The following is a 19,366-nucleotide window of genomic DNA, read 5'->3' on the forward strand; positions in this document are numbered from 1 at the left end:
GTCGTACGCCTCGCGGTCGGCGACGCCGAGCTCGACCCACTCGTCGACCTGGACCAGGGCGGGCAGTTCGGTGAGTACGTCCTCCTGGTTGCGGCGCAGATAGGCGGGGGCGACGGACTTGCGGAAGGCGTGCGGTCCGGCCGCCGCGGTGCCGTTGCGGACGGTCGGCAGGAGTTCGGGGCGGAGGTGGCGGACGAGGGTGCGGAACTCCTCGACGTGGTTCTCCATGGGTGTGCCGGTCAGGAAGAGGACGCGGTCGCAGCGCTCGGTCCAGAGGGCGACCGACTTGGTGCGGCGGGTGTCCGGGTTCTTCACGTAGTGGGCTTCGTCCACGACGAGCATGCCCGGGGTGGGGCCGGTCGGTGCGGGGCCTGTCGGTGTCCCGCCCCTCGGCTTCTTGCCCTTGGGCGACGTATCGACCGGCGACTTGTCGGCCGGCGCGGGCAAGGTGTGCAGCGTGTCGAACGTCGTGATCGCGACGCCGCCGCGCTCACCCCACTCCGCATAGGCCTCGTGCCGGTCCGGGCCGTGCACGGGCAACGCGCGCAGGGTGCTGCGGGCGCCGATCTCGCGGGTCCAGTTGATCAGCACGCTGGCCGGGCAGACCACCAGGAAGTGGTTGTGCCCCTCGGCCGCGAGATGGGCCAGCGCGGCGATGGCCTGGACGGTCTTGCCGAGCCCCATCTCGTCCCCGAGGACGACCCGGCGTTGGGCGAGCGCGAACCGCGCCCCGAACGACTGGTATCCGCGCAGGGAGACCCGGCGATGGGTGTCGTCCAGCGGCTGGGCGTGCACACGCTCGGCCAGCTCCGCCGGCAGGAAACCCTCGCTCGCCGCGAGATCCGGCTGCTGCCCGTCGACCTCGGCGAGCTGGCTGTAGTACTCCGCGGAACGCAGCTCGAAGTCGACCCACGCCTCGATGTCGGAGACCGGCGGGCGCAACAGGTCCGTGGAAGCCTGGGCGATCAGCAGCCGTACGTCCTTGGCGGCCGAGTCGGCGACCAGCTCGTGCAGTTCGGCGACCGCGGCGAGCGCGCCGTCTCTCCGCCTGCGCCCGGCGAGCGCCATCAACAGCCTGCTGCTGGCGGGCCGGGCCACGGGCAGCAGCGCACCGAGCCGCTCGTCGAGCCGGGCGGCGGCGTCCAGGGCGCGGCGCAGCTCGGGTCCGGCCTCGACAAGCCGTTGCAGGGCGATGACCAGGGCGGTGGTGCGCGGCTCGGGGTGGTCGACGTCGATGCGGACGGAGACGGTCTCCGCGACCGCCCGCGCGATCTGCCGGGCCGCGGCGAGCGCCCGGTCGGCGGTCTGCTGTCCTACGCCGGGCAGCTGCCGCAGCTCGTACCGGCTCGCCTCGTGCACCGCGCGCACGGAGGTCAGCCCCGCCGCCTCCACGGCCCCGAGCCGCAGCCGCCCCTCGGTGACGTCCTTCAGCCGGGCTACCGGGATGGACTCCAGCTCCTGGGCGACGAGTTCGGCCCGCAGCGGTTCCAGCGCGGAGCGGACGGTGTCGAGGGCGCGGGTGTGGTCGTCACGCAGGGCGCGCGCCACGTCGTACAACCGCGTGCCCCGCGCACACAGCTCCCTGGCCCGCCGCCCGGCCCGCGGAAACTCGTCCTTCATGTCACCCCCCGGCTCCCCATTCGTCCCACTGTGCATCCATCGTGGCACGCGCCACTGACAACGGGGACGGGCGCGGGCGGGGCCAGGGTTCCCGGCCGTCCGTCAGGCGTCGAACCCCGTCGCCCGGGTCCGCTTCTCCCAGGCCGCGATGTCGCCGCGTACCTGGTCGAGGTGGTCGAGGACGGCGTTCACCGCGTCGTCGCCCAAGGGCAGGTGCAACGGGGTCTCCTCGCTATCGAGGGCGGCGAGGATGAGGGCCGCCGCCTTCGCGGGGTCGCCGGGCTGGACACCGTCGCTGCCATCGACGGAATCGCGGGTCGCGCTCACCTTGGCGTACACCCTGCTGTCGGCGCTGACCCCGGCCCGGCCCGTGTCGAACAGCGCGGTCCGGAAGGCGCCCGGCTCGACGATCAGCACCTTGATGCCGTACTCGGCGACCTCGTCCGCGAGCCCCTCGGAGAGTCCCTCCAGGGCGAACTTCGTTCCGCTGTACGCCGAGAAGCCCGCGAAGGACATCTGCCCGCCCATGCTGCTCATCTGCACGATCGCCCCGGAGCGCCGCTCCCGCATGAACGGCAGCACCGCGCGCGCGAGGGCCGCCGGCCCGAAGACATGCAGGTCGAACAGGTCCCGCAACTCCCGCTCGGTGGTCTCCTCGAAGGCACCGACATGCGTACGCCCCGCGTTGTTGACGAGCACGTCGATCCTCCCGTGCCGCGCCACCACATCCCGTACGGCCGCTTCCGCCGCCCCCGTGTCGGTGACGTCCAGGCGCAGCGTCTCCATCTGGTCGGGACGGGCGGCGACGAGATCGTCCAGCCCCTCGGTCCGCCGGGCCGCACCGACGACCACGTCACCGGCCGCGAGTGCCGCTTCGACGATCGCCCGCCCGAACCCGCTGCTCGCGCCGGTCACCAGCCACACCTTGTTCATGAGGACTCCAGGACTCAGGGTGAGTTCACGTACTTCCGTCACGAACCACCGTGCCGTCAAAGTGAGTTGCCCGTCCAAGACCCATGCTGATAACCGTTGGCTATGACCACGGACGTCCATGTGCGGGACCTGCGTTACTTCGTCGCGGTCGCGGAGGAACTGCATTTCACGCGCGCGGCCGAGAAGCTGTACGTCTCACAGCCCGCCCTGAGCAAGCAGATCCGGGCGCTGGAAGGGCAGTTGGGCGCCGAGTTGTTCCGCCGCGACCGGCAGGGCGTCACGCTCACCCCGGCGGGCGCGGCCCTACTGCCGTACGCCGAACGGGTCTTGGCGGTCTGGGCGGAGGGCGCGTCCGCACTGGCGAAGGTCACGGCGGCCGAGCGCGGCACCCTGGTGGTCGGCATGAGCACCAGCCCCGGCCGGGGCGGTCTGCTGCCGGCGATCCGCTCCCGCTTCACGGCGGCGCATCCGGAGGCCACCGTACGGCTGCGGCAGGTCAGTTGGGACGACCCGACGGCCGGTCTCGCGGACGGCGACGCGGACGTGGCGTTCGTCTGGCTGCCCCTGCCCGACGCGAAGCACGGGGACCGGGCCGGTCGCTACGACTGGACGGTGGTCGCCGAGGAACCCCGCCTGCTCGCGCTCCCGGACTCCCATCCCCTCGCGGTCCGCCCCCACATCGACTTCACCGACCTCGCCGACGAACCGTTCCTCGCCCTCCCGTCCAACGCGGGCCTCCTGCGCGACCACTGGCTCGCCCTCGACGAACGCGGTGGCCACCTACCGCGCATCGGCGCGGAGATCGCGAGCACGGAGGAGACGTACGAGGCGCTGGTCGCCGGTCTTGGCGTCTGCCTGGTCGCCACGGGCAACGCCCACCTGATCACCCTCGGCGGCGTCACCACCCGCCCGGTGCACGGTGTTTCGCCGAGCCGTTACGCCCTCGCCTGGCGACGCGAGGACGGTGCACGACCGCTGGTCCGGGCGTACGCGGAGGCGTGCCGCCTGGTGGCGGGGCGCTGATCGAACTCGCCTGCGGCACGGCTACGATGAGCCGTTTTCGGGGGTTGAGATTCAGGGTTCGGGGCTCGGAGGGGAACCATGTCCACAGGGGGAAGCGTGTCCGTACGACGGACAAGACGCACACCACTCGCATCGCTCGCGTTCGTCGGAGTGGCCGCGCTCGCGGGGCCGTTGCTCGTTCCCGGCGCTTCCGCTCAGGCGGCTTCGGGCTCGTTGACCGTCACGACGTTGGGGCGGCACGGTGCGAAGGTGGCGACGACGGTGACCGTCGTCAACGCGTCGTCGGGTGAGACGCGCACCGTCAAGTCGGGCAAACGGCTCAGCCTGCCGTCGGGCCGGTACCTCGCGATGACCGACATCTACGAGAGCGCCACGGACGGTCTGGGCACCGACACCGTCGGCGCGCAGGTCGTGTCGGTGTCGGGGGCCAAGTCCGTGACGCTGGACGCCCGTAAGGGCAAGGCCGTGAAGGTGTCGCTGGACACCCCGGCCGATGTGACGGAGCCGGCCCGGATCAGCGCGCAGGTGTGCGCCGCCGACATGGACATGCCCTCCGCGTTCAGCGCGGGCGGCTGGAACGACGCGGGGTCGCTCTACGCGATCCCCAACTCCTCCAAGCTGCTCCAGTTCGGGTACATGGCGCAGTGGTCGGGCAACGACAGCTATGTCGCGGTCAAGAAGACGACCGGCATCCCGTCCGCGCCCGGCGGTTCGTTCAAGCGGTCACAACTGGCGTCGCTGCGCTTCTCGGTGCGGAGCGGGACGCAGATGGGCACCCAGAACGACACCGCCCTCCAGGCCGCGCCCAAGGTCGACGACTGCACGACCGACCTGTACGCCAACGTCACCGACGACAGCGCGCCGTTCAGCACCACGGTCCATGTGACGCCCGGGACCTGGCAGCCGCGCGACGGTGTGATCGCGAACAACGGCGACGGCGTCGGTGGTGGTTTCCCGGCGACCAGGACGCTGAAGGCTGGGCAGAGTCTCACCCAGTACTTCGGGCGAGCCGTGTGGAGCCCCATGCACTATCTGCCCATCGTCGGCGACAAGTCCCTGACGTTCATCCCGGACGCCCTGATCGGCGACCCCGACGTGGGCATATGGGGGGCCGACCCGACGAAGGAGACGGTGGTGCTGTCCAAGGGGAGCACCACCGTCAAGAAGCAGACCCTGACCAACTGGGGTTCTTCCGACGCCGAGTTCACCGCCACCGTCCGCTCGGCCGGCACGTACCGGCTGACCGTGGACGCCCACCGCTACCACCCGGGCATCACTTTCCCGTCCGGCATGCTGTCCTCGCGCGTCACCCTCGACTGGCGGTTCAAGGCCGACCCGGCCAAGTCGGGGAGGGTCGCGCCCGTCTTCATGACGCGGTTCCTGCCGGCCAGCCTCAACAGCCACAACCAGGCGGCGACGAACAGCACCACGACGGTCACCGTCAGCGCCGGCCGCGGATCCCAGGGCCCCGACGCCAAGTTCACCAAGTCGACGGTCAAGTCCCTGAAGGTCTGGGCGTCTTCGGACGGCGGCAAGACCTGGAAGGCCGCCTCCGTCACCCGCTCCGGGTCTTCCTGGAAGGCCTCGGTGCACAACCCGGCCTCCGGCGCGGTCGCCCTGCGTTCACAGGTGACCGACTCCACCGGCGGCACCTCGGTGGAGACGGTCTACCGCGCCTACGCCATCGGCTGATCCGCCCCCGCCCCGGCCTCCGTCTGAGCACAGGGCTGGTCGCCGGCCGGGGTGGACGGGTCGGCAGTGGGTGACGTCGAGGGCTCGGACGGGGTCGTGGGCTCCGGAGTGGTGGCGGGGTACGGAGTCTCCTTCACGGGAGCGCTCGGTGTTCCGTCGCCCTCTCCGCCGGTCACCGGGGTCGTCGGCTTGGGCTCCGGCTTCGGCTCATCGGTCTTGGGAGGCACGGGAGTTGGGTCGGTGGGCGTCGGGTCGGCGGGCGTCGGGTCCGTGGGCGTGGGTTCTGTGACCACCGGCGGCTTGGGAGTCGGCTTCGTAACCACCGGCGGTGTAGGCGTCGGTGTAGGTGTAGGTGTCGGCTCCGGTTCCGTGGTCACCGGCGGAGCGGGAACCGGCTCGGTGGTCACCGGCGGCGGCTCAACAGGCGCCGTAGGAACGGGAGTTCCGCCACCCCCCACCGGCGTCACGCTCGACCCGTCCCCGCCCCCGGTGCCGCCAAGTACAGCCGGAGGCACGGCACTTATGGACCCGTCGGCCGCAGGTGCCGTAGAACCACTGCGGTCACTCGGCGTCTTCGAGGGCTTCCCCGTCCGTGGCTGGGACGCCACCGGCCCCTGGGAGACCGGGACTTCGGCCACCGGGCCCTTCGCGACCGGGACTTCGGTGGTGGCGTCGGTGCCGCCGAGGAGGACGCAGACCGCGACGGCGCCCGCCACGGCCGTACCGACAGCGGCGGCCACCTGTGTCTTGGAGGCGCCGACTGCCGCGTGCCGTACGCCGTGCAGGAATCCGGCACCGTGGCCACCCGCGGCCGTGACCGCACCGGCGGAGCCCGCGCCGAACGCGGCGAGCAGGAACTTGCCCGCGCCGCCGAGCACGAACACGAGCAGGGCCGGTGCCACGAGTGCGGGCAGGCGGTCGTTGGCGCGCATCAGGGCCGCGAGGCGGGCGCGGCAGTCGTCGCACGCGTCGACGTGGCCGAGGAGGCGTTCGGACTGCCGCTCGGTGGCGCCGCCGCGCACGTACGCGGGCATACGGGCCCAGTGGACCTGGCACGCGGGATCGTCCGGTACGCCGGTCTGGGCGCGCAGGAACGCCTGCCGCATGCCCTCCCGCGCGCGGTGCAGCAGTACGGCCGTCGCGCCCTGCTTGGTGCCGAGTTGGGGGCCGATCGCGGCCAGCGGCAGACCCTCCGCCTCGGCCAGCCACAGCGCCTTCACCCACCGCTCGGGCAACTGCTCAAGTACCCGCACCAGCAGGTCCGTCGAGGACACCTGCTCGGCAGGATCGCCCCCGTGGCCCTGGCCCTGGACGTGCACATGGTCCGCGCCGGCCCGCTCGTCGGTCTGCGGATCGCGCGGTGTCTCGCGTGCGGCGCTCCCCGCGGCCGTGGCGAGGTGCTTCACGGTCGTCATGAGGTACGCCGGTACGTTGTCGATCTCGTGCCCGGCGGACAGTCGGCGCCACACCCTGAAGTGCGCCTCGGCGACGAGGTCTTCGGCGACCCAGGTGTTGCGGGTGAGCGAGCGGGCGTAGGCGACGAGGCGCGGCTGCTGTTCCTCGTAGATCCGGGCGTACGCGGCGGTGGGGCCGTCGGTCATGGCAGCAACGCTCCAGTTGCCAGGCGGGCGGGGAAGGATTTGTAAGCCTAGATGGCAAAACTTTCAACTAAAGTTGCAGCAATAACAGAAGGTGACCCAGATCACATCAACCATCTTCCGTAACGGCGTAATCAAGCGCCCCTCCGCGCACTCAAGGAGGGTGAGTCGGCACAACCGGCCGCCGTCCCACCCGAATCGGAGACCGCCCATGCGCCACATCACCCTGGAACAGCCCACCAGCGCCCGGCTGATCGCCGACCACGACCAGGAGTTGGCGGTGACGGTGACCCTTCGCTACTCGTCCGGCGACCCCTTCGCCGTCCAACTGCTGTTCCCCGCCTGGATATCGCTCGACGGCAAGAAGGTGACGTGGACCTTCGCGCGGGCGCTGCTGGAGGAGGGTCTCGCCACCCCCGCCGGGATGGGCAACGTGCACATCAGGCCATACGGCCCCGCCCATACGGCCGTTGAGTTCCACTCGGCGGAGGGCATCGCGATGATCCGCTTCGACTCGGTCGCCCTGCACCACTTCCTGCGCCGCACGTACAGGGTGATCGAGCCGGGCCGGGAGGCCCTGGAACCGTCCCTCGACCGAGGCCTCGCCTCGCTGCTCGACGGCGCGTGACAACGGCGGGCCCGTTTCGGTCCCCTTGCGTTTGGCATATTCTGCAAGGCCTCTTGATGTGATCAGGTCCGCCGGTGCTCCTCTGGAGAAAGCAGCCCCCCGTGAGTGAATCACCGCGCCGGACGTCCCGGATGTCCACCCGTGCCGTCGTCATCGGAGGCAGCCTCGCCGGCATGCTCGCCGCCGCCGCCGTCAGGGACCACGTCGACACCGTCGAGATCATCGAGGCGCACGACCTGCCCGAGGGGCCCGAGGCACGCCCCGGCGTTCCCCAAGCGGCGCATTTCCACGTCCTGTTGTCCGGTGGGGCGAACGCGATCGAGGACCTGCTGCCGGGCACGGTCGAGGAGTTGCTGTCCGCGGGCGCCAACCGGGTGCCCATGACGACGAACATGCTGATCTACTCGCCCGAGGGCTGGTACCGCCGTTGGCAGCGGGACAGCCACTACCTGATCACCGCCAGTCGCGACCTCACGGACTCCGTCGTCCGCGGGCAGGTGGTGAAGGACCCGCGCGTCAGCGTGCGCCCGCACACCAACGTCACGGCCCTGCTGGGGAGTTCGCACCGCGTCACCGGCGTACGGCTGCGCGCGGCGGACGGTACCGAGACCGACCTGAGCGCGGACCTGGTCGTCGACGCCTCCGGAAAGGCGTCACGCACGCCGCGGTGGCTGGCCGAGTTGGGCATCCCGGGCCCGGCCCAGGACCGCATCGACTCCGGCATCGCGTACGCCAGCCGTATCTACCGCGCCCCCGTCTCCACCCGCAACTGGCCCGTGATCAGCGTCCAGGCCGACCCGCGGCGGGGCGAACCCGGCCGGACCGGCGGCATCGTCCCGATCGAGAACGGCCGCTGGCACGTCAGCCTGATCGGCACCCCGGGCGCCCAACCCACCCGCGAGACAGCCGAGTTCGAGCCGTACGCCCGCACACTCCGCCACCCGGTCATCGCCGACCTCCTGGCCCACGCCGAGCCTCTCACCGACGTCGCCATGACCCACAGCACGGTCAACCGCCGCTACTACTACGAACATCTGAAGTCCTGGCCCGAAGGCCTGGTCGCCCTGGGCGACTCGGTCGCCGCGTTCAACCCGGTCTACGGCCACGGCATGTCGGTGGCGGCCCTGGGCGCCGTAGCCCTACGCACCCAACTGACCTCCCTCGGCCTCACCAACGGCCTCTCCCGCAAGGCACAACGGGCCGTCGCGAGGCCCGTCGAACTCGCCTGGAGTCTCGCCGTAGGACAGGACATCCACTACAAGACGACGAAGGGCCGCACCGCGGGCGCGGCCGACCGCCTCCTCCAGCGCTACGTCAGCCGGCTGTCCCACACCGCCACGGGCTCGTACCACGTGGCCACCGCGATGACAGAAGTACTGACCCTCCAGTCCCCGGGCACGGCCCTGCTCCGGCCAAGTGTCCTTGCGGCGGCGGCGATCGGGCCCCTGCGTCCACAACTCGACGGGCCGACGTTCACGGCTGGGGAACGGCGGTTGCTGGCCGAGGCGGGGATCTCGTTGCCTGGGGTTGCCGAGTAACGCGCCGGGGTTGTCAGTGGCGGCTGCTTTCATCAGGTCATGAGCACCGTGTACGAAGCCGCCGCCCTCCTCCCCGACCCCGTCGAACTCCGCGTCCATCTGCGCGCATTGGCTGTCCTGGACGCCACGATCGCTGACGATCCGCAGTTCAGCCGGTACACCTTCGACACCGACTCGGGCCCCGGCGAGGAGGCGGCCCTGATGGACAACGGCTCGGGGGACGACTTCTCCGTCCTCTTCACCCCGGCCGGCGTGCTCATCCGCGGCTTCGACCACGAGTCGGAGATGAGCCCGTGCGGGACGGACGCCGAGGAGGTCTGGCCCGGTGTCGTCGACGAAGTCCCCGCCGCACTGCGCCCGCTGTTGGACGACCCCGCCTTCCACGACGAGGACATGGACGTCCCTCTCGTCACCGTCTGTCTGTGGCGCGAGACCGGCGACACCGCATGGCGCACCGGCTCGGCCATCGACTTCCCCGCCGGCCACGAGAGCCCGGACGGCTCCGGCTTCCTCTTCCACCTCCTCACCGACCGCTCCCCGGAGGCCGTCCAGGCCCACTTCGAGGACTATTACGAGCGTCCAGTCCCCCTCGACGCCGTCCGCCACGTCCTGGCCGCACACCCCGTGACCCCTGCGATCGCGGCAGCCCTCAACCCGGCCCGGGTCAAGTAGCCGTGCAAGAGACCGCAGGCCAGGTCCAGTTGCCGTTCGTCTGGATGGTGACGCCCCAACTGTTGCCGGTGCCGTTGGGTTTGGCGGTCAGCACCTGTGAACTGGGGTAAGTGGCCGCGATGTTCCAGGTGGCGATGATCTTCGCGGGCGACGGGACGTTCATCGTCACGGTCCACGTACTGGACCCGGAGACCGAGACGTTGAGGTTGTAGCGGTCGCTCCACTGCGTACCGGCGGACAGGGTCGCCGTACAACTGCCGCCGCTCCCACCGCCGTTGCCGCTGCCGTCGGGGGCCACCGCGCGGCCGGTCTGCGGAGAGATCATTCCGGCGCAGAGGTTGCGGGCCGCCAGGCCCTGGGCGATGCGTGGGATCGCCGCGACCGTGTTGGCCGGCCAGTCGTGCATGAGGATGATCTGGCCGTTGGTGAGCCGGGCGGCGGCCTGGACGATCGCGTCGGTGCTCGCGCCGTTCCAGTCCTGCGAGTCGACGTCCCAAATGATCTCCGTCAGACCGTACTTGGCCTCTACGGCCTTCAGCGTCGCGTTGGTCTCTCCGTACGGCGGGCGGAAGAGCTTGGGGGTGCCGCCGCCTGCCGCCGCGATGGCCTGCTGGGTCCGGGAGATCTCCGAGTCGATCGTCGCCTGGGTCTGCTGGGTCAGGTGCGGGTGGGTGTAGCTGTGGTTGCCGACCCACATACCGGCGTCGACCTGCGCCTTGACCTGTGCCGGGTACGCGGCCGCGTACTGGCCCTCGTTGAACATCGTGGCCCGAAGACCGTTCTGCTTCAGCGCGTTGAGCAGGGTGGGGGTGTTGCCGGACGGGCCGTCGTCGAAGGTGAGCCCGACGTACCCGCTACAGGTGGCGGCCTGCGCCGGAGCCGCCGTGCCGACGGCGAGGGTGCCCGCGGCGGCCAGGGCGATGACTGCCAGCCTGGCGACCAGGGATCGCAGGGAACGTAACGAGAAGTGCGGTGCGGGCTTCATGTGAAGTGGTCCTCCAGCCTCGGGAGTTGGGGGGCGGTCAGCTCGCCGTGCAGGAGACCGTGGGCCAGGTCCAGTTGCCGTTGGGCTGGATCGTGGCGCCCCAACTGTTGCCGGTGCCGTTGGGTTTGGCGGTCAGCACCTGTGAACTGGGGTAGGTGGCCGCGATGTTCCAGGTGGCGATGATCTTCGCGGGGGACGGGACGTTCATCGTCACGGTCCAGTTGCTGGAGCCGGAGACCGAGACGTTGAGGTTGTAGCGGTCGCTCCACTGCTGGCCGGCGGACAGGGTCGCGGTGCAGCCGCTGGTGCCGCCGCCCGAACTGGTGCCGCCCACCGTGATGTTGGAGTTCCCGCTGCTCTGGTAGCCCTCGGTCGCGAGGATCATGTAGTAGCTGAAACTGCCGAGCGGCATGCCAGCGCGGGCCCAGGCGTCGAAGTGGTTGCCGGTGGTGATGGTGCCGCCGGTCCGCTTCGTCTGCCGGACGCTCCAGTACTGGTCGAAGGTCTTCGTGCCCTCCACCGAAGGGGCGTTGTACCGCGTGGTCTTGTAGATGTCGTACGTGCCGCCGTCGCTGGTGACGGTGCCCATGTACGTGCCCGTGGGCCGGTAGGTGCCCCAGTTGTCGACGATGTAGTACTCGACGAGCGGGTTCGACGTCCAGCCGTACAGCGACAGGTAGCCGTTGCCGGACGGGTTGAAGGTCCCCGAGTACGTCACGCTCCGGCGACCGCCGGTGCTCCAGCCCTTGCCGGCGACGAAGTTGCCGGTGTTGCTCCACGTGGTGCTGTAGTTGCCGGCGGAGCCGAGGTTCATGGAGACCGAACCCTGGGTGTCGGTCCAGAACGAGTAGTAGTAGCCGTTGTTGGTGCCGGTCTGGTTCGTGGTGACGACCGTGTCGGCATTGGCGGTGCCGGGCAGGGTCATCATCGCCAGGAGGGCCAGCAGCAGGGTGCAGGCGCCGCTGACGAACAGCCTGAAGCGGCCACGGCCAGGGCCATTGGGTTCACGGTTCGTCGTGCGTGCGGGTGCGGGTGCGTTGTTCATGCGGGTGCTTCCTCCTCGTCCTCGTCACATCACGGTCACGACGGCGTCAGTGTTGGTCTGACCCTGTCAACTGTCAATAGTTTCGGTATCGAGTGCGAAATATTCGCCGCTCGCGAGTAATGGACGCTGCTCGTAATCTCGCAGCTCACACGCCCTGTTGAACGATTCACAGCGGAAGAATCTCAAGAGATCGCGTCCGAACCCGGAGAATCAAGATCCGCGCTTCGAATGTTTTCGCTCGAATGTTTCGAAGAATTCCCCGAACATGCGATCGGGGCAGTCATTGATAATGGACAAAGGTCACACGCCTCACACGACGGCTCGCATGATGGACCTCATGACGGCTCGCACGACGGCTCACCCGATGGACCGCTACCCCACGGTCGCCGAGGTCACGGAGTCGGCGCGGCGGCTGGTCTCGCGGTATCCCGGAGCCTGCCGGCTGCGCCGGATCGGGAGATCCCGCGCGGGCCGCCCGATCCTGATGCTGTCCGTGGGACACGGACCGCGCCACGTCCTCGTGGTCGCCGGCCCGCACCCCGACGAGCCGGTCGGCGGCGCGACCGCGCTCACGCTGGCGGAGCAAGTGGCGCGCGGAGACCGGCTGTTCGCGGCGACCGACCCCGCCATCGTCACCTGGGACATCGTCCTGTGCCTCGACCCGGACGGCGCGGCCGTGAGCGAGGCCGGAACGGAGGGAGCCACGACCACAGCCACCCTCACCCCCACGGCCAACCCCACCCTGCGCAGCTACTACCGCACCACCTACCGTCCGATCGCCGCCGAGCAACCGGAATGGGCACCGATCGTCTCGCGCCAACTCCCGGAGAGCCGAGCGCTGTTCGAGGTGATCGACGACCTACGGCCCTTCCTCCAGTGCTCGCTGCACTGCACCGATGTGGGCGGCAGCTGGGTCCAGTTGACCCGCGACCTCCCCGAACTGGCCGCGCCCTTCCGCACCTCCGCCGCAGAACTCGGCATCCCCCTCCAACACGGTACGTACGACGCCCTGTACTGGGAGAACCCCAGCCCCGCGATCTACGTCCTGCCCGCACCGGCCAACACCGCACGCCTGGCGGCCGGTTCGGAGAACATCGGGGCGTCCACCTGGTGCGCACCCCTGCGGTACGGCGGAGTCACCGCGATCGTCGAAGTCCCCATGTGGGCAAGCGACTTGGCCGAGGACCTGTCCCCGTACCCGGATGCCGAACACGCCCTCCGCGACCTGGCCGACCTGGTCCTGGACGGCGGACGCCAGGTGACCGCCGTACTCGAAAAGGCACGCGCCTTCCTGCCGCCACCCCAGGACGACCCGCTCAGACGCGTGGTGGAGTGGATGGCCGACGGCCTCTACGACATGGTCGCCACCTCCTGGGAACCACTCGCCCGCCAGGCCGCCGCCGCGTCGGCCGACGACGACCCACGGCGTCTGACGACGGCCCAGGTCTCGGCCCTGAACATCGTGGCCCGCCGCCAACCGATCCGCGCGGCAGGCCTTCTGCTACGACTCCTGCAGGCGTCGGACGACACGTCCGCCCCCGCGCTGTACCGCGAGTTGGACGAACTCTTCACGGCGTGGTGCACGGACGCCGAAGAAGCCCTACAGGTGCGCTGGGTACCGGTCCACCACCAGGTGGAACACCAGGCCCGCACGGTCCTGGCCAGTGCCGAGAGCGCGCTGAAGGCTCTCCGCTGAACATGCGAGGCACCCCCATGAACACGCGACAGGCCCCGATGACCAGGTGACGGACCCGCACCCGCACCCAAAGGGCGGCCCCCTCAATGCCGCCCGGCAAGCAGCGCCTCCACCCCGAACTCGTACCGCTCCTCGAACGACCCCGGCGCGAGATGTCCGGCCACGCGATGGAGCGCGGGATGGGTCGTCTCGGAGATCGCACGCGCAAGGATGTCGCCCAACGGACGGTGATCCACCGCCTGTTCCTCCTGCGTGAGCCCCAGCGCGAAGTAGACGACCGCCCACGAGGTCCACGCGGCCTCGCGATCACCCAGGCCGCACGCGAGCAGCGCCTCGACCAGGCTCTCCGCGAAGGACAGGGTCATGGGCTCGGCGGCGTAGGTGCCGACGACGAGTGCCGCGCCGTCGCGATGGGACAGCAGGGCGCGACGGAACCGGCGGGCCAGTTCGCGGGCCCGTTCGGCGGGGACGTCCGGCAGGTCGGTGAGCGGGATTTCGCCAAGTACGGCGTCCGCCATCAGCTCCAGCATCCGGGCCTTGGTCTTCACATGCCACTGCACGGTGTTGATCCGCACGCCGAGCCGGTCGGCGACCGCGCGCGTGGACACCGCGTCCAGGCCCTTCTCGTCCAGGAGGTCCAGCCCCGCACGGACCACCGTGGCCGGATCCAGTCGGTCACTCCGTTGCTTGTTGGTCACTGACCTAGTCTACTTCACCCGCAGACTCTGGGTCAGCGACCAAGAAATGGGTGATCTCATGGGAGCACGGCAGGTGGAAGCACAGCGGGTGGGAGCACAGCGGGTGGAAACAACGCAGGTCGTCATCGCCGGAGGCGGCCCCGTCGGCCTCTGGCTCGCCGCCGAACTCCGGCTGAACGACATCTCCGTCACCGTCCTGGAAACCCGCACCGAGATCGACGACCGCTCCAAGGCGCTCACCGTGCACCCGCGCGGCGTCGAGGTGCCGGCCTCCCGCGGCATCCACCAACGCTTCCTCGCCGAGAGCCTGAAGATCTCCACCGGCCACTTCGCCAACCTGTCCGACCGGCTCGATTTCTCCGTCCTGGACACCCCGTTCCCGTACACCCTCTTCATCCCCCAGGCCCGCACCGAGGCGCTCTTCGAGGAGTACGCCCGGTGGATCCGGTGGACTCTGCTGTCCGCCGGGGTCGTCGTCTCCGTGCTCTTCGTCGTCACGGGGTTCCGACTGCCGGTGCCGTCGCTCGGTCCGGACAGCGGCTGCACCCGCGAACAGGTCCAGTGCAACCTCCAGGCAAGTCCACGCGGGGCTCGACGGGCCACGCGGAGCACCGAACCGTGGATCAACCGAGCCGAAGATACTGTTATCCCTCCTCATTTTCTCATTCAAACGAAGGAAGGGTGTGATGGACGGGTTAACCATCTCCCCCTAGGGCAGAAAGCCGTTGCTTACATCAAAGAAAGAAAAGGAAGGGTGAGGGGGTGGAAAGAGTGGAGGGGATTTTCGTCGCATGAGGGCATGCGTGAACCCAATCGCTGGGAGCATTTCTTTCGTTCGATCATTGGTGATGCGCATGCACTTATGCCGCGATTCTTTCTGGACTGAAGTCCTTCAGCATCGCGAGCGCCTCCTGCGTCTGGTGCGCCGTCGACTGCCCAATCTTCATGACGCCGAGGACTGCGTCCAGGAGGCCATGCTGCGGGCGGCGACCCACCGTGACCTTGACCGCGACCGGCTCGGCGCGTTCCTGACCACGGTCGCCATGCGGCTGTGCATCGACAGCTACCGGGAACGGGAGCGCTGGCAGCGGCTGCTGCTGCGCATCACCGACGGGGAGCCGGAGATGCTGGAGGAAGCCGTCTGCGACCGGGAATTCGGGCGCTGGCTGCTCCGGCAGGCCGGCCAGCTCCGGGGCCGGGAGCGGCAGGTGATGCTCGCGCGGGCCGATGGGATCTCCATCGTCGAGTTCGCCCGCATCAACCAGATCTCCGTAAAGGCCGCCGAGGGTGCTTTCACACGTGGCAGAGCAAGGCTCCGGCACATGTGCACCCAATCCCTGGGCGAATCCTGCGGATGACCGAAAAATGGTTGGGCATCTTGGTCTATTCCATGATGCCCCTAGGGAAGGACACCCGAAAAAGTGGCTGACAAGCCGAGCACACAGGACACCATCAAGAACTTACTCGGCGATATCGCCGACAGTTCCAACAAGGCCTTCAACGATTTCCTCGACCCGCCCAACAAGTCCAGGAAGTCCGACTTCCCGGACTGGTTCGGCTCCGGCAATCCGATGGCGGCCCTGGCCGGGACGCCCCTCGGGGCACTGCAGGCGATGGCGGCGTTCGGCGGCGGCATGAACCCCGTGGCCGCACTCGCCGGCGCCAACCCGCTCGCCCTCCTGGCGGGCGCCTCCTCCGACCGGGGCTCCGGGCCGGTGAACCCCCTGGCCGCACTCGCGAACGCCAACCCGCTCGCCGCACTGGCGGGCGCGACCCATCCGGCGGCGGCCCTCGCCGGGCTGTCCGGCCAGTCCAACTCCTCCAACAATCCGCTCGCCGCCTTCGGGCAGCTCGCCGGCGCGGCGGCGGGACTGCCCGCTGCCGTGGGCGGTCTCGGCGGCCTGGCCGAATCCCTGGCGACCCTGCCCCAGCAGATCGCCAGGCTGACCGACCTGCTGTCCTCGCTGGTCGGCGCCCTGGACACCATCAGTGATGTCGCGGCGAGTGCCGGAGTCCGTCCGCCGGCCAAGAAGGGATGACCGACGCCGTCCTGGCACAAGGCCGTTGACCCGCGGTCCGTGCCCGGTGCGCCGGGTCGGCTTCCGCAGAACCCTTAGGAGGGAACCCGCGTCGTGAGGACCTTGATCGGCGACCGGCTCCGGCTGGTCGTGAAGGTGCTGGGCAGTCTGATCGCCGACGAGGTCGGTCACACGGCGCGGGAACGCGGTAGATCCAAAGGGAACGGCCGGTCCCCGGCGGAGGAGGAGGAATCCGCCGCCGGGGACGCCCAACGACGTGCCCGGGCCGTACGAAAGGCCCTGGAGAGCCTGGGCCCGTTCTATGTGAAGCTCGGCCAGATCCTCTCCACCCGGCCGGACATGGTGCCGCCCTCGATGATCGCCGAGTTCCAGAACCTGCACGACCAGGTCGACGTGCAGCCGTTCTCCCTGTTCGAGCCGGTCCTGGAGAAGGATCTCGGCCCTGACTGGAAGCTCAGGTTCGACGACATCGACACCAGCAAGCCCCTGGGGGCGGCGTCGCTGGCCCAGGTCTACCGGGTGACCCTGCCCGGGGGCCGGGAGGCCGTGGTGAAGATCCAGCGGCCGGAGATCCGCGAGGCGGTACGGGCCGACATGGCCCTGCTGCGCCGGGCGTCCCGCATCGTGGCGCGTGCGGCACCGCGGTTCAACGAGGTCATCGACGTCGAGGCGATGCTGGGCTCGATCTTCGACGCCATGGAACCCGAACTGGACTTCACCGGCGAGGCGCGCAACATGGAGGAGGGCCGGGAGGCGGCCCGGGACTTCCGCACGCTGGCCGTCCCCGAGGTCCTGTCGGCCACGCCCCGGGTGCTGGTGCAGTCGATGGCTCCCGGCATGTCCGTACGGCATCTGGACCCCAGGGCGTTCAGCGACAGCGAACGCACCGACATCGGCAAGGACCTGCTGCGGTTCATGTACCGCGGCTACTTCGTCCAGCGGACGTTCCACGCGGATCCGCACGCGGGCAACGTCTTCGCCCTGCCCGGGGGCCCCGCGACGCTGATCGACTGGGGCATGGTGGGTCGCCTGGACAAGCGGACCAGCCTGCAGCTGCTGCCGCTGCTGATGGCACTCGCGCAGAACGACGGACACGGACTGGCCCGCGCCTGGGCCGACATGGGGAAACTCACCGCCTGGGCGAACCTGCCGGCGTTCGCCGCCGACATGGCGGCACTGGTCCCCAAGATCTCCAACGCCTCGCTGGGCGAGCTCAACTTCGGCGTCTCGCTCACCACGGTGCTGGAGAAGGCCACCAAGCGGGGCATCGGCTCCGCGCCCTCGATCTCGCTGCTGGGGAAGTCCTTCGCCAATCTCGAAGGCTCGGTCCGCTGCCTGGCGCCCGAACTGTCGCTGGCGGAGATCTTCAAGGGCGAGGTCCGCGGCATCGTGATGTCCCTGCTGGGCGAGTTCATCTCGCTGGAGCAGTTGGGCCGTACGGCGATGGACCTGATGGTCACGGCCACCACCAGCCCCGAGCAGCTGCGCGGGCTGCTGGCCGACGCGTCCAACCGGCGGTTCGCGCTCCAGGTCCACCACCCGAGGACGCCGGCCGCCCTGGGAGGCGAACGCGGGTCCTCCTACGCGGGGTTGATCGCGCTGGGTGCCATGGCGCTGCTGCTGGACCACCGCCGTAGGTCCCGCTGACACGTCCGGGCGCGCACCCTGCCTCAACCGCCCCAAGGGCTCCCGCTTCAGCCGCCCTCCAGAGCTGCCCGGAGGGCGGCGAGTGTCGCCCTCATCGTCGCGCGGTTGCGCTCGCGGCGCCGGACCACACCGGTGAACACCGGGGTGACGGCGGTGAGCAGCCGTCCGGCGACCGGCGACCGCAGGTCCAGCCACTCCTCCGTCACCTCGCATCCCCCGGGTACCTCCGTGAACCGGTACGTCCATTGAGACAGGGCGACGCCCAGGAAGCTGACCTTGAAGGAGAAGCAGCTCCCCGGCTCGGCGGAGACCACGGTGCACAGGGTGGCCCAGGGCAGCCACGAGGCGCGGTTGAGTCCCACGAAGCGTGTTCCCACGCGTACGGGTCCCCGGCCGCCCAGTACTTGGGAGCCGCGGACCTCCGGACTCCACTGCCCCATGCGCGTGACGTCGCTGACGGCGGCGTACGCCGTGCCCGGCTCCACCCGGACCGTGACGCTCTCGCTGAGCGGGGCCGGGCCCCTCACGCGCGGATGGTGATGCCGTGCTCACGGTCGTCCGTGAGGATCTCCATCAGGGCGCGGCTGTCGGTCTTGAGCGCGGTGCGCTTGCCGGTGACCCGGTTGGCGATCTCCACCGTGCAGGAGCCGATCTTCGTGTTGAGGCAGTGTTTGATCCCGCCGGGCGGGTTGTAGTAGTTGAGGCCTACGAACCGTTCCTTGGGGGCGGTCATCCGGCCGCGGATGTCGACGGTGCCGTCGGATGTGGCGAAGTCCCAGTAGAAGTAGCCGAAGTCCGCCTTGGCGGTGAGCGCCTGGCGCAGGGACACCAGCGAGTACTCGCGGTCGTCGTGGCGCAGGACGAGGAAGGTGACCTGCGGGATGTGCACGGGGCCGATCTTGGCGCGTGCCGTGACGACCTCCAGGAAGCTGTCGGGCTCCCCGTCGAAGCCCGCGACCTGCCCGAAGGCGTAGTGGTCGGTGTGCCGGCTGCCCCAGTTGTGGTTCTGGCTGCCCGTCCAGCCGTCGATGGCGACCTCCTCGCCGTTGACGTGCAGACTGCCGCTGTACCGGGCGAGCGGCGTGCCGACCAGGCTCTTGGCCTTGGGGAACCCGCCCGTGTACATCCTCGGCGGCAGGAGGAGAAGCGGCGGCTGGTCCCCGGTGTACGTCAGATCCCAGCCGATCCGGCCGTCCGGCCCCCTCGCCTCGCCCTTGAGGCGGCCCGGTTCCAGCACGCGGTCGCCGACCCGGGCGCCGAACGAGTCGGTGCCGAAGTGGCAGTCGGCGATGGGGTGTTCCTCCTTGGCCACCACGTGCTGTCCGGTCACTCCGTCGAACCAGATCGCCCAGAGCTCGCCGATGGCCGCCTCGGGCATGTTCGCGGGGCTGAACACGGTGTACCTGATCCAGAACGCGCGGGGTTCCGTGGGGTGGTTGCCCCGCTGGTAGAAGCTCTCGTAGTGGCCGGCCCGCTGGCCCGGCCGGTAGCGGGTCCGGTTGACGTGCTCGGGGTCGAGGAGCGAAGAGTCGGCGTTCATGAGGTCCGTTCT

The 19,366-nt window shown here is 69.8% G+C and carries 18 protein-coding genes; 10 read left to right on the forward strand and 8 right to left on the reverse strand.

From position 1 onward, the window contains the following. Positions 1-1,620 (reverse strand): SNF2-related protein (locus tag ACFWP5_RS28755; RefSeq protein ID WP_384162553.1); only part of this gene is annotated, 1,620 nt, incomplete at its 3' end. Positions 1,621-1,722: 102 nt separating this feature from the next. Beyond that, complete coding sequence (locus tag ACFWP5_RS28760) at positions 1,723-2,553, reverse strand: oxidoreductase (RefSeq protein ID WP_384162670.1); 831 nt, start codon at positions 2,551-2,553, stop codon at positions 1,723-1,725. A 102-nt stretch (positions 2,554-2,655) separates the two neighbouring features. Here ACFWP5_RS28760 and ACFWP5_RS28765 point away from each other — a divergent pair, with 102 nt between their 5' ends. After that, positions 2,656-3,576: a LysR family transcriptional regulator gene (locus tag ACFWP5_RS28765; protein WP_384162556.1), complete on the forward strand. Its 921-nt coding sequence runs from the start codon at positions 2,656-2,658 to the stop codon at positions 3,574-3,576. A gap of 78 nt (positions 3,577-3,654) precedes the next feature. Further along, the gene (locus ACFWP5_RS28770; RefSeq protein ID WP_384162559.1) at positions 3,655-5,268 is read left to right on the forward strand and encodes a hypothetical protein; all 1,614 of its coding nucleotides are present in this window, start codon (positions 3,655-3,657) and stop codon (positions 5,266-5,268) included. Here the strand turns inward: ACFWP5_RS28770 and ACFWP5_RS28775 are convergent. Then, positions 5,253-6,869, reverse strand: a complete 1,617-nt coding sequence (locus ACFWP5_RS28775) for a sigma-70 family RNA polymerase sigma factor (RefSeq protein ID WP_384162562.1) — start codon at positions 6,867-6,869, stop codon at positions 5,253-5,255. The two genes, ACFWP5_RS28770 and ACFWP5_RS28775, sit on opposite strands and share 16 nt — an antisense overlap. A 208-nt stretch (positions 6,870-7,077) precedes the next feature. On the opposite strand from ACFWP5_RS28775, the gene ACFWP5_RS28780 reads away from it, so the two are divergent. The 3 genes from ACFWP5_RS28780 (at position 7,078) to ACFWP5_RS28790 (ending at position 9,704) form a co-directional block, all read left to right on the forward strand. Then, positions 7,078-7,494, forward strand: a complete 417-nt coding sequence (locus ACFWP5_RS28780) for an SsgA family sporulation/cell division regulator (RefSeq protein WP_384162565.1) — start codon at positions 7,078-7,080, stop codon at positions 7,492-7,494. A gap of 131 nt (positions 7,495-7,625) precedes the next feature. Further along, on the forward strand, positions 7,626-9,032 hold the full coding sequence (locus ACFWP5_RS28785) for an NAD(P)/FAD-dependent oxidoreductase (protein ID WP_384162673.1): 1,407 nt from the start codon (positions 7,626-7,628) through the stop codon (positions 9,030-9,032). A 39-nt stretch (positions 9,033-9,071) separates the two neighbouring features. Then, positions 9,072-9,704, forward strand: a complete 633-nt coding sequence (locus ACFWP5_RS28790) for a hypothetical protein (protein ID WP_384162568.1) — start codon at positions 9,072-9,074, stop codon at positions 9,702-9,704. On the opposite strand, the gene ACFWP5_RS28795 is transcribed toward ACFWP5_RS28790, so the two are convergent. After that, positions 9,697-10,689: a polysaccharide deacetylase family protein gene (locus ACFWP5_RS28795; RefSeq protein ID WP_384162571.1), complete on the reverse strand. Its 993-nt coding sequence runs from the start codon at positions 10,687-10,689 to the stop codon at positions 9,697-9,699. The genes ACFWP5_RS28790 and ACFWP5_RS28795 overlap by 8 nt on opposite strands. Positions 10,690-10,726: 37 nt before the next feature. After that, positions 10,727-11,617, reverse strand: a complete 891-nt coding sequence (locus ACFWP5_RS28800; protein ID WP_384162676.1) for a glycoside hydrolase family 11 protein — start codon at positions 11,615-11,617, stop codon at positions 10,727-10,729. A 481-nt stretch (positions 11,618-12,098) separates the two neighbouring features. Here ACFWP5_RS28800 and ACFWP5_RS28805 point away from each other — a divergent pair, with 481 nt between their 5' ends. After that, the gene (locus ACFWP5_RS28805) at positions 12,099-13,430 is read left to right on the forward strand and encodes a M14 family zinc carboxypeptidase (RefSeq protein WP_384162679.1); all 1,332 of its coding nucleotides are present in this window, start codon (positions 12,099-12,101) and stop codon (positions 13,428-13,430) included. Between the two features lie 83 nt (positions 13,431-13,513). On the opposite strand, the gene ACFWP5_RS28810 is transcribed toward ACFWP5_RS28805, so the two are convergent. Continuing rightward, a complete protein-coding gene (locus ACFWP5_RS28810) occupies positions 13,514-14,128 on the reverse strand; it encodes a TetR/AcrR family transcriptional regulator C-terminal domain-containing protein (protein WP_384162574.1) in 615 nt (204 codons plus the stop codon). A 46-nt stretch (positions 14,129-14,174) separates the two neighbouring features. Between ACFWP5_RS28810 and ACFWP5_RS28815 the strand changes: the two genes are divergently transcribed. The 4 genes from ACFWP5_RS28815 to ACFWP5_RS28830 all read left to right on the forward strand — a co-directional run bounded on the left by ACFWP5_RS28815 (position 14,175) and on the right by ACFWP5_RS28830 (position 17,814). After that, the gene (locus tag ACFWP5_RS28815) at positions 14,175-15,014 is read left to right on the forward strand and encodes an FAD-dependent monooxygenase (RefSeq protein WP_384162578.1); all 840 of its coding nucleotides are present in this window, start codon (positions 14,175-14,177) and stop codon (positions 15,012-15,014) included. Further along, entirely contained in the window at positions 14,983-15,486 is a 504-nt protein-coding gene (locus ACFWP5_RS28820) for an RNA polymerase sigma factor (RefSeq protein ID WP_384162682.1), read from the forward strand. Before ACFWP5_RS28815 ends, ACFWP5_RS28820 begins: the two co-directional genes overlap by 32 nt. Before the next feature lie 63 nt (positions 15,487-15,549). Beyond that, complete coding sequence (locus ACFWP5_RS28825; RefSeq protein ID WP_384162580.1) at positions 15,550-16,167, forward strand: hypothetical protein; 618 nt, start codon at positions 15,550-15,552, stop codon at positions 16,165-16,167. A gap of 93 nt (positions 16,168-16,260) precedes the next feature. Continuing rightward, the gene (locus tag ACFWP5_RS28830; RefSeq protein ID WP_384162583.1) at positions 16,261-17,814 is read left to right on the forward strand and encodes an ABC1 kinase family protein; all 1,554 of its coding nucleotides are present in this window, start codon (positions 16,261-16,263) and stop codon (positions 17,812-17,814) included. 47 nt (positions 17,815-17,861) lie between these two features. On the opposite strand, the gene ACFWP5_RS28835 is transcribed toward ACFWP5_RS28830, so the two are convergent. Both ACFWP5_RS28835 and ACFWP5_RS28840 read right to left on the reverse strand, forming a co-directional pair. Then, positions 17,862-18,341: an SRPBCC family protein gene (locus tag ACFWP5_RS28835; RefSeq protein ID WP_384162585.1), complete on the reverse strand. Its 480-nt coding sequence runs from the start codon at positions 18,339-18,341 to the stop codon at positions 17,862-17,864. After that, entirely contained in the window at positions 18,338-19,354 is a 1,017-nt protein-coding gene (locus ACFWP5_RS28840) for a hypothetical protein (protein ID WP_384162588.1), read from the reverse strand. Before ACFWP5_RS28840 ends, ACFWP5_RS28835 begins: the two co-directional genes overlap by 4 nt. Positions 19,355-19,366: the final 12 nt, after the last annotated feature.

Origin of the sequence: Streptomyces sp. NPDC058469 (assembly GCF_042721125.1) — a bacterium.
Classification (GTDB): domain Bacteria; phylum Actinomycetota; class Actinomycetes; order Streptomycetales; family Streptomycetaceae; genus Streptomyces.